This is a genomic window from Streptococcus sp. CF10-1 (assembly GCF_024295825.1).
GTDB lineage: Bacteria > Bacillota > Bacilli > Lactobacillales > Streptococcaceae > Streptococcus.
Genome location: NZ_JANCPQ010000009.1, coordinates 1 through 14632, shown reverse-complemented (window position 1 = coordinate 14632; position 14632 = coordinate 1). Strand labels below are relative to the sequence as shown.

General features: G+C 43.0%; 13 protein-coding genes. 10 read left to right on the top strand and 3 right to left on the bottom strand.

Annotation, left to right across the window (positions count from 1 at the left end; translation table 11 throughout):
- The first annotated feature begins 14 nt into the window (after nucleotides 1-14).
- The 4 genes from dapD to NMM25_RS09710 all read left to right on the top strand — a co-directional run bounded on the left by dapD (nucleotide 15) and on the right by NMM25_RS09710 (nucleotide 3120).
- The gene (gene dapD, locus NMM25_RS09725) at nucleotides 15-713 is read left to right on the top strand and encodes a 2,3,4,5-tetrahydropyridine-2,6-dicarboxylate N-acetyltransferase (RefSeq protein ID WP_254736748.1); all 699 of its coding nucleotides are present in this window, start codon (nucleotides 15-17) and stop codon (nucleotides 711-713) included.
- A gap of 61 nt (nucleotides 714-774) precedes the next feature.
- Complete coding sequence (locus NMM25_RS09720) at nucleotides 775-1905, top strand: N-acetyldiaminopimelate deacetylase (protein ID WP_254736747.1); 1131 nt, start codon at nucleotides 775-777, stop codon at nucleotides 1903-1905.
- Nucleotides 1906-1916: 11 nt separating this feature from the next.
- Entirely contained in the window at nucleotides 1917-2456 is a 540-nt protein-coding gene (locus NMM25_RS09715; RefSeq protein ID WP_254736746.1) for a 5-formyltetrahydrofolate cyclo-ligase, read from the top strand.
- Nucleotides 2440-3120, top strand: a complete 681-nt coding sequence (locus NMM25_RS09710; RefSeq protein ID WP_049478978.1) for a rhomboid family intramembrane serine protease — start codon at nucleotides 2440-2442, stop codon at nucleotides 3118-3120. The genes NMM25_RS09715 and NMM25_RS09710 overlap by 17 nt, the downstream gene beginning before the upstream one ends.
- A gap of 80 nt (nucleotides 3121-3200) precedes the next feature.
- Here NMM25_RS09710 and NMM25_RS09705 read toward each other — a convergent pair whose 3' ends face one another.
- From NMM25_RS09705 to NMM25_RS09695, 3 genes are all read right to left on the bottom strand, one after another.
- Nucleotides 3201-4103, bottom strand: a complete 903-nt coding sequence (locus NMM25_RS09705; RefSeq protein ID WP_254736745.1) for a hypothetical protein — start codon at nucleotides 4101-4103, stop codon at nucleotides 3201-3203.
- A gap of 500 nt (nucleotides 4104-4603) precedes the next feature.
- Nucleotides 4604-5503 (bottom strand): UTP--glucose-1-phosphate uridylyltransferase GalU, encoded by a 900-nt coding sequence (gene galU / locus NMM25_RS09700; protein WP_254736744.1) that lies wholly within the window; start codon nucleotides 5501-5503, stop codon nucleotides 4604-4606.
- 21 nt (nucleotides 5504-5524) lie between these two features.
- Nucleotides 5525-6541 carry an NAD(P)H-dependent glycerol-3-phosphate dehydrogenase gene (locus NMM25_RS09695; RefSeq protein ID WP_254736743.1) on the bottom strand — a complete coding sequence of 339 codons (1017 nt, stop codon included), beginning with the start codon at nucleotides 6539-6541 and terminating at the stop codon, nucleotides 5525-5527.
- A gap of 206 nt (nucleotides 6542-6747) precedes the next feature.
- On the opposite strand from NMM25_RS09695, the gene NMM25_RS09690 reads away from it, so the two are divergent.
- From NMM25_RS09690 to NMM25_RS09665, 6 genes are all read left to right on the top strand, one after another.
- The gene (locus NMM25_RS09690; RefSeq protein WP_254736742.1) at nucleotides 6748-8454 is read left to right on the top strand and encodes an ABC transporter ATP-binding protein; all 1707 of its coding nucleotides are present in this window, start codon (nucleotides 6748-6750) and stop codon (nucleotides 8452-8454) included.
- A 1-nt stretch (nucleotide 8455) separates the two neighbouring features.
- A complete protein-coding gene (locus NMM25_RS09685) occupies nucleotides 8456-10222 on the top strand; it encodes an ABC transporter ATP-binding protein (RefSeq protein ID WP_254736741.1) in 1767 nt (588 codons plus the stop codon).
- A gap of 139 nt (nucleotides 10223-10361) precedes the next feature.
- Nucleotides 10362-11051 (top strand): gamma-glutamyl-gamma-aminobutyrate hydrolase family protein, encoded by a 690-nt coding sequence (locus NMM25_RS09680; protein ID WP_033629221.1) that lies wholly within the window; start codon nucleotides 10362-10364, stop codon nucleotides 11049-11051.
- Between the two features lie 168 nt (nucleotides 11052-11219).
- Complete coding sequence (locus NMM25_RS09675) at nucleotides 11220-12569, top strand: glucose-6-phosphate isomerase (RefSeq protein WP_000018244.1); 1350 nt, start codon at nucleotides 11220-11222, stop codon at nucleotides 12567-12569.
- Between the two features lie 127 nt (nucleotides 12570-12696).
- Nucleotides 12697-14157 carry a glutamate--tRNA ligase gene (gene gltX, locus NMM25_RS09670; protein ID WP_254736740.1) on the top strand — a complete coding sequence of 487 codons (1461 nt, stop codon included), beginning with the start codon at nucleotides 12697-12699 and terminating at the stop codon, nucleotides 14155-14157.
- A gap of 12 nt (nucleotides 14158-14169) precedes the next feature.
- Entirely contained in the window at nucleotides 14170-14604 is a 435-nt protein-coding gene (locus NMM25_RS09665) for a cytidine deaminase (RefSeq protein WP_254736739.1), read from the top strand.
- Nucleotides 14605-14632 lie beyond the last annotated feature (28 nt).

The window sequence follows — 14632 nt, the reverse complement described above, 5'->3', positions numbered from 1 at the left end:
ACCAGGAGGCACCTATGACTGCTACAAAAATGAACGCTCAAGAAATTATCCAATTTATCGCCAATGCTGAAAAGAAAACCAGTGTCAAAGTAACCTTTGAGGGAGAACTTGCAACTGCTGTACCTAGCTCTGTTGTCAAACTAGGAAATGTTCTATTTGGAGACTGGAAGGATGTCGCTCCGCTTCTTGATGGTTTGGTAGAAAATCAAGACTATGTTGTTGAGCAAGATGCTCGTAATTCTGCAGTTCCTTTGTTAGATAAACGTGCTATCAACGCTCGTATCGAGCCAGGTGCTATTATACGTGACCAGGTTGAAATTGGTGCCAATGCTGTTATCATGATGGGAGCTGTTATCAATATTGGTGCTGAAATCGGTGCTGGAACCATGATTGACATGGGTGCCATCCTTGGTGGTCGCGCTATTGTTGGAAAAAACAGCCACGTTGGTGCAGGTGCAGTTTTGGCGGGTGTGATTGAGCCAGCTAGCGCTGAGCCAGTCCGTGTCGGAGACAATGTTCTTATCGGTGCCAATGCAGTGGTTATCGAAGGAGTCCAAATCGGTAGTGGTTCAGTTGTTGCAGCAGGAGCTATTGTTACCCAAGATGTTCCAGAAAACGTGGTAGTGGCAGGTGTTCCGGCTCGTATCATCAAAGAAATTGATGCCCAAACCCAACAAAAAACAGCGCTTGAGGATGCGCTTCGTACCTTGTAAAAATAAAAAGAGGCGGATACTTCTTCCAGCCTCTTTCTTCTATCAAAAGGAGGATCGATAGATGTTAGATTTGATTCAGACTAGACGAGATTTACACCAGATTCCAGAGATTGGCTTGGAGGAATTCAAGACTCAGGCTTATTTGCTGGATGTGATTGAGAAATTGACTACGGGCAAGGATTTTGTTCAAATTCGTACTTGGCGAACAGGGATTTTGGTCTACCTGCAGGGAAGTCAGCCGGAGCGAACCATTGGTTGGCGAACAGACATTGATGGTCTGCCTATTGTCGAACAAACAGGTCTACCTTTTGCTTCTCAACACCAAGGTCGCATGCATGCCTGTGGCCATGATTTTCATATGACCATTGCTTTGGGCTGTCTCGAGCGTGCTCTTGAGGAGCAACCCAAGAATAATCTGCTTTTTCTGTTTCAACCTGCTGAAGAAAATGAAGCCGGTGGCATGCTCATGTATGAGGACGGTGCTTTTGGGGACTGGCTACCAGACCAATTTTATGGCCTCCATGTCCGTCCAGATCTGAAGGTTGGACAGATTGCGACCAATACACACACTCTCTTTGCAGGGACCTGTGAGGTGAAGGTTCGTTTCAAAGGAAAAGGAGGACACGCAGCTTTTCCGCATGAAGCCAATGACGCCTTGGTGGCTGCTAGTTACTTTGTAACCCAGGTGCAGTCAGTTGTCAGCCGCAATGTTAATCCAATCGAGGGAGCGGTGGTGACCTTTGGCCTTTTCCAAGCTGGAACAACCAACAATGTCATTACAGACACAGCATTTTTACACGGAACCATTCGCGCCTTGACTCAGGAAATGAGCCTCTTGGTACAAAAAAGAGTCAAGACAGTCGCAGAAGGGGTTGCAGCAGCCTTTGATATGGAAGTCGAAGTAGAACTCAAGCAAGGAGGCTACCTACCTGTTGAGAACAATCCAGCCTTGGCGCGTGAACTGATGGACTTTTTTGAAGAGAAAGACGGAATCAAGTTGATTGATATCGAGCCTGCTATGACTGGTGAGGACTTTGGTTATCTCCTTTCGAAGGTAGATGGCGTTATGTTCTGGCTAGGTATCGATAGTCCCTACGCTCTTCATCACCCTCAGATGAGTCCTAAGGAAGAAGCCATAGCCATTGGGGTAGATGCAGTCTCTAGTTTCTTAAAAAAGAAGGCAGCAGAGTAGAGGAATTGTCTATGAAAGCAGAACTACGCAAGAAAATTTTGCAAGAAATGAAGGCTCTATCTCAGGAGCAAAAACAGGCTATGGATCGAGCTTTAACCGAGCGTTTCTTGCAACATCCCTTTTACCAAGAAGCCAAGACCATAGCAACCTATCTCTCCTTCCCTCATGAATTTCAAACGCAAGAACTGATTGACCAGGCGCTGAAGGACGATAAAAAGGTTCTGATACCCAAAACCTATCCCAAGGGGCGCATGGAGTTTGTGGTCTATAATCCGCAGCAATTGGTAAAAACTTCCTTTGGTTTACTGGAACCGAAAGGAGACTTGGAAGTTGTGGATCCGTCTCAGATTGATTTAATCCATGTTCCGGGCTTGGCTTTTACAAGAGAGGGGTATCGGATTGGATATGGTGGAGGATACTACGACCGCTATCTAGAACATTTTGCTGGGCATACCATGAGTACAATCTCTCCTTGTCAAGTTCAGGAGTTTAACTCGGAAAACCATGATATTCCCGTCCAGGAGGTGCTAATCTATGAAGGAAATCTTTGATAAACGTTATCCTGTGACTAGTTTCTTCCTCCTAGTGACAGCATTGGTATTTCTCTTGATGTTGGTTTTTACAGGTTTAAATTTTGAACGAGCAGATACCCTGCTTCAGTTTGGAGCCATGTATGGACCGATCATTCGCCTGTTCCCTGAGCAGATATGGCGCCTTTTTTCGGCTATATTTGTGCACATTGGATGGGAGCATTTCATTGTCAATATGATTTCGCTCTACTTTCTTGGACGACAGGTGGAGGAGATTTTCGGTTCTAAGCAGTTCTTCTTTCTCTATCTCTTATCAGGAATGATGGGGAATCTCTTTGTTTTTGCTTTTACACCGAAAGTTGTCGCTGCAGGGGCCTCCACTTCCCTATACGGGCTATTTGCTGCGATTATCGTCTTGCGTTACGCAACTCGCAACCCCTATATCCAGCAGTTGGGGCAATCCTATCTGACACTTTTCGTGATAAATATCATTGGAAGTGTTCTGATTCCAGGAATCAGCCTAGCAGGGCATATTGGCGGTGCAGTAGGCGGTGCCTTTCTAGCAGTCATCTTCCCAGTCAAATGGGAGAGAAGGATGTACAGTACTAGCCAGCGAATCGGAGCAACTGTACTTTTTATCGCACTAGCCATTTTCCTTTGCTATAAGGGAATGAGCTATGTGTAGGGGGGATAGTTAAAAAGCTACTCAAAGAATGAGTAGCTTTTTTTGGAACCATTCGAAACAACACAGCTCTAAAATAGTTATTAACGTTGTCTAAAATCAGCAATTCCTCCACCGTAGTTTCCAAGGTGGTTTCCATTGTCGTCACGAACATCACCATTACTGTGATTTGCTTGATAACTGCCTGAATGTCCAAAAGCATCAGTTCCCGTATATCTTGTATAGCCATCATTTCCTCCGCCGCTATTGCTGTTGCCAGATGAATATTGTTCGGCAGCTGGGGCTTCATAATTACTTCCGTCACCATTTGATCCAGAATCAGAAGATGAGTTAGAACTTGAACTGCTTGAACTACTTGATCCACCAGAAGATTCTTGTGATTTAGCTTCTGATTGTTTCTTCTCTTCTTCTTTAGCTTTTTCAGCTGCTTTTTGTTCTTCTTCTTTCTTCAAAGCTTCGATTTGCTTATTGAATTTATCTACAATATCAGTAAGAGATTTTGTAGTTTCTTCAAGATTATCTTGTTTGAATGTTTCATCAACTTTCTTGATAAAATCAATTTGTTTATTGATTTCTTTTACATTATTTTCTAAGGTTGTTTTATCTTTAAATTTGTCATCTGAATTTTTGATGTCATAAGCCAAACCTTTTTGCAAATGAAAATCTACAATGGCTTTAGATGATTCTTTGACCTTGTTATTAAGATAGTCTTTACCTGTATCGGTTTTAAGTGAAGTTTCAGATAATTCTTTCAACTTAGAAATAGATTCATCTGAAGATGCATCAAATGATTCAAATAGTTTATCAACTTGTTCTTTGTCTGATTTGCTATCTTTTTCTAATTGTACAATTTTTGCTTGTTGCTCTGCTTGATGCTGGTAATATGAATACCATCCAAACCCTAATACCAATACAACACCAACTGCAACTGATGAAATGATTACTTTTTTATTGTCTTTGATAAATTCTACAAATTTGTTCTCCATAATCTTTTACTTTGATAGTGTCCGCAATTACTTTAAAATTAAAATTACACCTATCTTTCTCCCTTATTATATTCTTATTAATAGCTTCCACAAAATTAAACAACTTATATTCGACTCGGTTGATTTAATTTAACCATGACTACTCCAACAGTAAAGTCAAATTTAAAATTATTTATTATTTTGGAACCATTCGAAACAACACAGCCAAAAGATTTTTCTTTTGAGTTAAAATATGGTTATCCATAATCAGTAATGCGCACCGATTCGGTGCTTTTTATTTTATCATACTAACTCATTGTACTCCTATTTTTATAAAAAAACAAATAATATTGTAGCGCTTTCATAAAATTCAAAATCAATTCGATGGAGCTTTTAAGTAGGCGAACCGAGAAATACGATTTCCTTTTGAGAGTATATATGTTCGGGATGATAGCAATATAAAAATAAAAAGAACTGGGATAATTAACTATCCTAGTTCTTCTTTTATATGAACTGTTCTTCTATTCTCCCTCAGCTAACTCTTTTCCGAGTTGGATGAGGTAGTCTTTCAAGTCGCCTTTAACTTGGGGGTGTTTGAGAGCGTAGTCGATGGAGGTTTTCATAAAGCCAAACTTGTCTCCAACATCGTAACGAGCTCCTTTGAACTCACGAGCAAATACACGTTGTGTTTTATTGAGGGTATCGATTGCATCTGTCAGCTGAATTTCATTTCCTGCACCTGGAGCTTGGTTTTCGAGGATTTGGAAAATTTCAGGAGTGAGGAGGTAGCGCCCGATGATAGCAAGGTCGCTAGGAGCATCCTCTGGCGCAGGTTTTTCAACGAAGGTTTCAACGCTATAAAGGCCGTCTTTTCCTTCGCCTTGCGGAGCAATAACCCCATAAGCAGATACTTCGTCGTGTGGGACTGGCATGACAGCGATAGTAGAGGCGTGCGTACGCTCGTAGTCATCCATGAGTTGTTTGGTAAGTGGAACAGCCTTTTCGTCCGTGATATCCATCAAGTCATCACCAAGCATAACGACAAAAGGTTCATTTCCGACGAAAGCTTTGGCTTGCAAGACAGCATCTCCGAGACCACGTGGATGTGTTTGACGGATAAAATGCAGGCGCATGCCAGTTGTTTCATCAACTAGCTTCAGAAGATCTGTTTTCCCTTTTTCTTTGAGGTTGTATTCCAATTCGAAGTTTGAATCAAAATGGTCCTCGATGGAACGTTTTGACTTACCTGTAACAACCAAGATATCTTCGATTCCAGACTTGAGGGCTTCTTCAACGATAAACTGGATAGTTGGCTTGTCTACGATTGGCAACATTTCCTTGGCCAAGGCCTTAGTTGCTGGGAGGAAGCGAGTTCCCAATCCAGCGGCTGGGATGACTGCTTTTCTGACTTTTTGTTTCATGATGTTCCTTTCTATAAGGGTCTACGACCATTCGTTTTCTGCTTTAAATTCATTGCTCATGATGTCAGTGATTGCTTCTTTGATATTGACACCTTCGTAGATAACTCGGTAAATAGCCTGTGTGATTGGCATGTAGACACCCAATTCCTGAGCCAGCTCGTAAGCTGCTCGAGTTGTTGAAATGCCTTCGATGACCATACCCATGTTTGCTTCGATGTCTGCGAGGGATTCTCCACGACCGAGAGCATCACCGGCCCTCCAGTTACGAGAGTGGATAGATGTCCCCGTTACGATCAAATCCCCAACTCCAGAAAGGCCGCTATAAGTCAGAGGGTTAGCTCCAAGAGCGACCCCTAGACGGGTGATTTCAGCTAAGCCACGGGCAATGATAGCCGCCTTGGCATTGTCGCCAAATCCTAGACCATGTAGTGCCCCAGCACCAACTGCAATGATGTTTTTGAGAGCACCAGCGGTTTCAACTCCGATAACATCCGTATTAGTATAGAGACGGAAGTAGTGATTGCTAAAGAGATTTTGGACGTACTGAGCAGTTTCAAGGTCTTTAGAGGCTGCTGTAATCAAGGTAATATCCCGTACAATAGTTTCCTCAGCATGGCTAGGTCCTGAAACAACAACGACTTCACTACGGAGGTCAGCTGGGATTTCCTCTTCAAGAATGGTTGATAGACGTTTGTGGCTATCTGGTTCCAATCCTTTGGAGGCATGCATGATGACAACCTTGTGATCAAGCACCTTTGCTACTTGTTGGGCAACCAGTCTCGTTACTTTTGTTGGGACTACAAATAAAACAGCATCCACATCCTTTAGTGTTTCTTCTAAATCATGATAGGCTTTGATTTTTTCGTCGAGTAGGATATCTTTGAAATAGCGTTTGTTTGTATGTTGGTTATTGATTTCATCAATTTGGTCAGAAATATTTCCCCAAATTCGAACCTTGTGCCCATTGTCGTTTAGGACCTGCGAAAGGGCAGTTCCCCAAGAACCAGGACCCAAGACAGCGATGGTTTGTTTCTTCATCTTTTCCTCCTTGTAAGAGTTCTTCCTTTCATTTTACCATAAAAAGCCTTTTCATGCATCACCTGTAGATGAAAGCGTACTAATTTATAATAAGGAGACTTCTTTGACAAGATGTCTCTTTTTTGCTAGAATAGCATCAATATGAACGAATGAGAAGGAGCTGACGCAGGATGTCGCTCCCTTTATCTATTTTATTAGGAGGAAATATGCTCATTAAAAAAATAAAAACCTATAAATGGCAGGCCTTGGCATCCTTAATGATGACAGGCTTGATGGTTGCGAGTTCGCTCTTGCAACCACGCTATCTGCAAGAGGTGTTAGAGGCTTTGTTGGCCGGACAAAATGAGGCTATTTATAGTATTGGCGCTTGGCTGATAGGAGTAGCCCTAGTCGGTCTGGTTGCAGGCGGGGTCAATGTGACACTTGCAGCCTATATTGCTCAAGGAGTGTCTTCGGACCTTCGTGAAGACGCTTTTCGCAAGATCCAGACTTTTTCTTATGCCAATATTGAGCAGTTTAATGCGGGTAATCTTGTCGTCCGAATGACCAATGATATCAACCAAATTCAGAACGTGGTGATGATGGCTTTTCAAATCCTTTTCCGTCTCCCTCTTCTCTTTATCGGTTCCTTTATCTTGGCGGTTCACACTCTTCCGTCGCTTTGGTGGGTGATTGTCCTCATGGTGATCCTAATCTTTGCACTTACAGCCATTATGATGGGGATGATGGGGCCACGATTTGCTAAGTTTCAAGCCCTTCTTGAACGGATCAATGCTATCGCCAAGGAAAATCTACGTGGTGTGCGCGTGGTCAAATCCTTTGTACAAGAAAAAGCACAATTTGACAAATTTACTGAAGTTTCAGATGAACTTCTCGGTCAAAATCTTTATATCGGTTATGCCTTCTCAGTTATAGAACCCTTTATGATGCTAGTCGGCTATGGGGCAGTCTTTCTCTCTATCTGGTTGGTGGCAGGTATGGCTCAGTCAGATCCGTCTGTTGTGGGCTCGATTGCTTCCTTTGTCAACTATCTCAGCCAGATTATCTTTACCATTATCATGGTTGGATTTTTGGGAAATTCTGTCAGCCGTGCCATGATTTCTTTGCGTCGTATTCGCGAAATTCTAGATACCGAGCCAGCAATGACCTTTAAAGATCTCCCAGACGAAGAGTTAGAAGGAAGTCTCTCTTTTGAAAATGTGACCTTCACCTATCCTAATGATGATGAGCCTACGCTGAAGAATGTAACCTTTGAAATTGCGCCTGGTCAGATGGTCGGTGTGGTTGGGGCGACTGGAGCAGGGAAGTCCACTCTAGCTCAGTTAATTCCACGACTTTTTGATCCACAGGAGGGATCTATCAAGATTGGTGGCAAGGATATTCGAGACGTCAGCGAGGGAACCTTGCGTAAAACAGTTTCCATCGTCTTGCAACGTGCTATTCTCTTTAGTGGGACCATTGCAGATAATCTTCGTCAAGGGAAAGGCAATGCCAGCGTGTCAGAAATGGAACGTGCAGCACGGATTGCCCAAGCCAGTGAATTTATCGGACGTATGGAAAATAAATTTGAGAGTCAGGTCGAAGAGCGAGGCACCAACTTTTCTGGTGGACAAAAGCAACGGATGTCCATTGCCCGTGGGATTGTCAGCAATCCCCGGATCCTGATTTTTGACGATTCGACTTCAGCCCTAGATGCCAAGTCAGAAAGACTCGTACAGGAAGCTTTGAACAAAGACCTGAAAGGGACGACAACCATTATCATCGCTCAAAAGATTAGTTCGGTCGTCCATGCAGACAAGATTTTGGTTTTGGATCAAGGGCGTTTGATTGGAGAAGGACGGCATGCAGACTTGGTAGCTAACAATGCCGTCTACCGCGAAATCTACGAAACACAAAAGGGAAAGGAGGAATAAAATGAAAACCGTTCGATTTTTCTGGAATTATTTTAAAGTTTACAAGCTCTCCTTTGTTATTGTGATTCTGATGGTTGCAGTTGCGACGATTGCCCAAGCCCTCTTTCCAGTTTTTTCAGGTCAAGCAGTGACAGAGCTCGCTAACCTAGTTCTGGCTTATCAAAATGGGACTTCCGAACTAGCCTGGCAGAGTTTGTCAGCTCTGATGCTGAATCTAGCTCTGGTTGTCCTCGCCTTAGTGGTATCCAGTTTGATTTACATGACCTTGATGACCCGTGTGATTGCTGAGTCAACAAATGAGATGCGTAAGGGCCTTTTTGGTAAACTTTCTCGTTTAACGGTTTCTTTCTTTGACCGCCATCAGGATGGTGATATCCTTTCTCGATTCACGAGTGACTTGGACAACATCCTTCAAGCCTTCAATGAAAGCCTAGTTCAGGTCATGAGCAATATTGCTCTTTACATCGGTTTGATTTTTGTCATGTTTTCAAAGAATGTGACGCTAGCCCTGATAACAGTAGGCAGCACTCCAGTGGCCTTTCTCATGTTGGTCTTCATCGTGAAAATGGCCCGCAAGTACACCAATCTCCAGCAAAAAGAGGTTGGGAAACTCAACGCCTACATGGACGAGAGTATTTCTGGACAGAAAGCTGTTATCGTACAAGGAATTCAAGACGACATCGTAGCAGGCTTTGTGGAGCAAAATGAGCGCGTGCGCAAGGCGACCTTTAAAGGGAGAATGTTCTCAGGCATCCTCTTTCCAGTTATGAATGGGATGAGCTTGGTCAATACGGCCGTCGTCATTTTTGCAGGTTCTGCGGTCTTGTTGAACGATCCAAGTATCGAAACAACGACAGCCCTAGGTTTGATTGTCATGTTTACCCAATTTTCTCAGCAGTACTACCAGCCGATTATCCAGGTGGCTGCGAGTTGGGGAAGCCTCCAGTTGGCCTTTACTGGAGCAGATCGTATCCAAGAAATGTTCGATGCAGAAGAAGAGATCCGCCCGCAAAATGCACCATCCTTTACGGAATTACGAGAGGGCGTTGAAATCAGTCACATTGATTTCTCTTATGTGCCAGACAAGCCGATTTTGAAAGATGTCAGCATTTCAGCTCCTAAGGGGCAGATGATAGCAGTTGTCGGTCCGACTGGCTCAGGGAAAACGACCATCATGAACCTTATCAATCGCTTCTACGATGTGGATGCAGGTAGCATTTCTTTTGATGGTAAAGACATCCGTAACTACGACTTGGACAGTCTGCGGAGCAAGGTCGGGATTGTCCTGCAGGATTCGGTCTTGTTTAGTGGAACGATCCGAGATAATATCCGCTTTGGTGTGCCAGATGCCAGTCAGGAAATGGTCGAAGCAGCTGCCAAGGCAACTCATATTCATGACTATATCGAAAGCTTGCCTGATAAGTATGATACCCTTATTGATGATGAGCAAAATATCTTCTCGACTGGGCAGAAGCAATTGATTTCCATCGCTCGAACCTTGATGACAGATCCTCAAGTCCTAATCTTAGATGAAGCGACTTCCAATGTCGATACCGTAACAGAAAGCAAGATTCAACATGCCATGGAGGCAGTTGTAGCAGGTCGAACCAGTTTTGTCATTGCCCATCGTTTGAAGACTATCCTCAATGCCGATCAGATTATTGTCCTTAAAGATGGAGAGGTTATTGAACGTGGAAATCATCACGAGTTGCTCAAGCTCGGTGGCTTCTACTCAGAACTGTATCACAATCAATTTGTCTTCGAATAAAAAAGAAGTTGTCCTCGTTGGGCAGCTTTTTATTATCCATAAAAAATACTTATCACGGTCTTTAAAAAAACATATTAGACAGGAAAGGGGTGGAGTGATAAGATAAGACTGTCGCAAGAAAATCGAAAGGAGACACATCATGGCTAGAACGGTTGTAGGAGTTGCTGCAAATCTATGTCCTGTAGATGCAGAAGGGAAAAACATTCACTCATCTGTATCCTGTAAATTTGCAGAGAGCATTCGTCAAGTCGGTGGTCTCCCTTTAGTGATTCCTGTAGGGGATGAGTCCATTGTACGCGATTATGTGGAAATGATTGACAAACTCATCTTGACAGGTGGGCAAAATGTCCATCCTCAGTTTTATGGAGAGAAAAAGACTATTGAGAGCGATGATTACAACCTTGTACGCGATGAGTTTGAACTAGCTCTCTTGAAAGAAGCGCTCCGTCAGAATAAACCAATTATGGCAATCTGTCGTGGAGTTCAGCTGGTCAATGTTGCTTTTGGCGGCACTCTCCACCAAGAAATTGAAGGTCACTGGCAAGGCTTGCCTTTTGGAACCTCTCATTCTATTGAGACAGTAGAAGGAAGCGTGGTGGCTAAGTTGTTTGGCAAAGAAAGTCAAGTCAATTCAGTCCATCGTCAAAGCATCAAAGATCTGGCGCCTAATTTCCGTGTGACTGCTATTGATCCAAGAGACCAGACCATCGAAGCGATTGAGTCTGTCGACGAGCATCGTATCATCGGCTTGCAGTGGCATCCAGAATTTCTGGTCAATGAAGAAGACGGCAATTTAGAACTATTTGAGTATTTATTAAATGAATTGTAACGGTTAGAATCTCTAGCCGTTTTTATTCGTCCTTTCAGATTATTCATATTTCAGCAAATTTACGCAAACGTTTGAATTCTGATAAAAATTGGGCAAATTCAATAAAAAAGCTTGAAAAAATCGAAGGTAAGCGTTATGATAGAAAAGAAGAAATTTTGGAGGATTATCATGTCACATATTAAATTTGACTATTCAAAAGTTTTGGACAAATTTGTTGCCCCACATGAAGTGGAATACATGCAAGCACAAGTAACAGCTGCAGACGAATTGATTCGTAAAGGAACTGGTGCTGGTAGCGACTTTTTGGGTTGGTTGGACCTTCCTGAAAATTATGACCGCGAAGAATTCGACCGCATCTTGAAAGCTGCTGAGCAAATCAAATCAGACAGCGATGTCTTGGTTGTAATCGGTATCGGTGGATCTTACCTTGGTGCCAAAGCAGCCATCGACTTCTTGAACCACCACTTTGCTAACTTGCAAACAAAAGAAGAACGCAAAGCTCCACAAATCCTTTACGCTGGAAACTCAATCTCATCTACTTACCTTGCTGACTTGGTAGAGTACGTAGCTGACAAAGACTTCTCAGTAAACGTGATTTCTAAATCAGGTACAACAACTGAACCAGCGATCGCTTTCCGTGTCTTCAAAGAACTCTTGGTTAAGAAATACGGACAAGAAGAAGCCAACAAACGGATCTACGCTACAACTGACCGCCAAAAAGGTGCTGTTAAGGTTGAAGCAGATGCCAACGGTTGGGAAACATTTGTGGTTCCAGACGACATCGGTGGACGTTTCTCAGTATTGACAGCAGTTGGATTGCTTCCAATCGCAGCATCAGGTGCAGACATCAAAGCTCTTATGGAAGGTGCGAACGCAGCTCGTAAAGATTACACTTCAGACAAGATTGCTGAAAATGAAGCTTACCAATACGCAGCAGTTCGTAACATCCTTTACCGTAAAGGCTACGCTACTGAAATCTTGGTAAACTACGAACCATCACTTCAATACTTCTCAGAATGGTGGAAACAATTGGCTGGTGAGTCAGAAGGGAAAGACCAAAAAGGTATTTACCCAACTTCAGCTAACTTCTCAACCGACTTGCACTCGCTTGGTCAATTTATCCAAGAAGGAACTCGCATCATGTTTGAAACAGTTGTCCGTGTTGACAAACCACGTAAGAACGTGATCATCCCTACTTTGGAAGAAGACCTTGATGGACTTGGTTACCTTCAAGGAAAAGACGTTGACTTTGTAAACAAAAAAGCAACTGACGGTGTTCTTCTTGCCCACACTGACGGTGATGTGCCAAACATGTACGTGACTCTTCCTGAGCAAGATGCCTTCACTCTTGGCTACACTATCTACTTCTTCGAATTGGCCATCGCCCTTTCAGGTTACTTGAATGCCATCAATCCATTTGACCAACCAGGTGTTGAAGCCTACAAACGCAACATGTTTGCCCTTCTTGGAAAACCAGGATTTGAAGAATTGAGCAAAGAGCTTAACGCACGTCTATAATAGAAGAAAAGAGTGGCTTGTCCACTCTTTTTACTCTCTTTATTCCTAGACATTGGACTCAGGCGAGACTTGTGATATAATATAGAAAGCAAAAAGGCAGACGCCTAGAGACTTTATAGGAGAAACTATGTCAAAAGATATCCGCGTACGCTACGCACCAAGTCCAACAGGACTACTACACATCGGAAATGCTCGTACAGCATTATTTAACTACCTTTACGCGCGTCATCATGGTGGAACTTTTATCATCCGTATCGAAGATACTGACCGTAAACGCCATGTCGAGGACGGTGAACGTTCACAGCTTGAAAATCTTCGCTGGTTGGGTATGGACTGGGATGAAAGCCCAGAAACTCATGAAAACTACCGCCAATCAGAGCGTTTGGAACTCTATCAAAAATACATCGACCAATTGCTAGCTGAAGGAAAAGCCTACAAATCGTACGTTACAGAAGAAGAGTTGGCGGCTGAGCGCGAACGCCAAGAAGCAGCTGGCGAAACACCTCGTTACATCAATGAATACCTTGGTATGAGTGAAGAGGAAAAAGCTGCCTACATTGCAGAACGTGAAGCAGCTGGTATCATTCCAACCGTTCGTTTGGCTGTTAATGAGTCAGGTATCTACAAATGGCACGATATGGTCAAAGGTGATATCGAGTTTGAAGGTGGCAATATCGGCGGTGACTGGGTGATTCAAAAGAAAGACGGATACCCAACTTACAACTTTGCTGTTGTTATTGATGACCACGATATGCAGATTTCTCATGTTATCCGCGGTGATGACCATATTGCCAACACCCCAAAACAGCTCATGGTTTATGAGGCTCTTGGTTGGGAAGCGCCAGAGTTCGGTCACATGACTTTGATCATCAACTCTGAAACGGGTAAAAAATTGTCTAAACGGGACACTAACACCCTTCAGTTTATCGAAGACTACCGTAAAAAAGGCTATTTGCCAGAAGCCGTCTTTAACTTTATCGCCCTTCTTGGTTGGAACCCAGGTAGCGAAGATGAAATTTTCTCTCGTGAGGAATTGATTAAACTCTTTGATGAAAATCGTCTCAGCAAGTCACCAGCTGCCTTCGATCAGAAGAAACTAGACTGGATGAGCAACGACTACATCAAGAGAGCCGATCTAGCTACTATCTTTGAAATGGCAAAACCATACTTAGAAGAAGCAGGACGTTTAACTGACAAGTCTGAAAAAATGGTAGAACTCTACAAACCACAAATGAAGTCAGTGGACGAAATCGTCCCGTTGACAGATCTTTTCTTCTCAGATTTCCCTGAGCTGACAGACGCTGAGCGCGAGGTCATGGCAGGAGAAACCGTTCCGGTTGTTTTAGAAGCCTTCAAAGCGAAACTAGAAGCAATGACAGATGAAGAATTTGTGACAGAAAACATCTTCCCACAAATCAAAGCAGTTCAAAAAGAAACAGGTATTAAAGGGAAAAACCTCTTCATGCCGATTCGTATTGCCGTTTCAGGTGAAATGCATGGACCAGAATTACCAGACACCATTTTCTTACTCGGACGTGAAAAGTCAATCCAGCATATTGAAAACATGCTGAAAGAGATTTCTAAATAAAAAGGACTTCCGATGGATACATGGGAAAAAATTTATGAAGAAGCACGAGCCTTATACAATCCTCATGAAGTTTCTGACTTTGTTTATGCTAACCATGTTGTTGCTGCAGTAGAAGCAGAAGATGGTCAGATCTTCACAGGATTTTGTATGGAGGGAACTTGTGGCGTTTTTCATCTCTGTGCAGAACGAGCAGCTCTCTTCAATATGTATCAATTTTCAGGCCAAACTAAAGTTAAGAAAATCCTCGCCTTTCGAGATAAACCTCCCTACGGCGAAGGATCAGGCATGCCCTGTGGCGCTTGCAGAGAATTTCTCTTAGAATTGAATGCTGAAAATAAAGAAGCAGAGTTCATGATGGACTACGAAACAAGAAAAACAATTAAGGTTGCCGAATTGATCCCTTACTGGTGGGGAGAGGAACGTGCGACTAATTGGCAAGATAAATAAAGGGAGTCAGTTTAACTGGCTCTTTCCC

What these genes read in the sequence shown, in the direction of transcription:
- dapD (WP_254736748.1), top strand. Translation starts at nt 15, where the DNA reads ATGACTGCTACAAAAATGAACGCTCAAGAAATTATCCAATTTATCGCC.
- NMM25_RS09720 (WP_254736747.1), top strand. Translation starts at nt 775, where the DNA reads ATGTTAGATTTGATTCAGACTAGACGAGATTTACACCAGATTCCAGAG.
- NMM25_RS09715 (WP_254736746.1), top strand. Translation starts at nt 1,917, where the DNA reads ATGAAAGCAGAACTACGCAAGAAAATTTTGCAAGAAATGAAGGCTCTA.
- NMM25_RS09710 (WP_049478978.1), top strand. Translation starts at nt 2,440, where the DNA reads ATGAAGGAAATCTTTGATAAACGTTATCCTGTGACTAGTTTCTTCCTC.
- NMM25_RS09705 (WP_254736745.1), bottom strand. Translation starts at nt 4,103, where the DNA reads ATGGAGAACAAATTTGTAGAATTTATCAAAGACAATAAAAAAGTAATC.
- galU (WP_254736744.1), bottom strand. Translation starts at nt 5,503, where the DNA reads ATGAAACAAAAAGTCAGAAAAGCAGTCATCCCAGCCGCTGGATTGGGA.
- NMM25_RS09695 (WP_254736743.1), bottom strand. Translation starts at nt 6,541, where the DNA reads ATGAAGAAACAAACCATCGCTGTCTTGGGTCCTGGTTCTTGGGGAACT.
- NMM25_RS09690 (WP_254736742.1), top strand. Translation starts at nt 6,748, where the DNA reads ATGCTCATTAAAAAAATAAAAACCTATAAATGGCAGGCCTTGGCATCC.
- NMM25_RS09685 (WP_254736741.1), top strand. Translation starts at nt 8,456, where the DNA reads ATGAAAACCGTTCGATTTTTCTGGAATTATTTTAAAGTTTACAAGCTC.
- NMM25_RS09680 (WP_033629221.1), top strand. Translation starts at nt 10,362, where the DNA reads ATGGCTAGAACGGTTGTAGGAGTTGCTGCAAATCTATGTCCTGTAGAT.
- NMM25_RS09675 (WP_000018244.1), top strand. Translation starts at nt 11,220, where the DNA reads ATGTCACATATTAAATTTGACTATTCAAAAGTTTTGGACAAATTTGTT.
- gltX (WP_254736740.1), top strand. Translation starts at nt 12,697, where the DNA reads ATGTCAAAAGATATCCGCGTACGCTACGCACCAAGTCCAACAGGACTA.
- NMM25_RS09665 (WP_254736739.1), top strand. Translation starts at nt 14,170, where the DNA reads ATGGATACATGGGAAAAAATTTATGAAGAAGCACGAGCCTTATACAAT.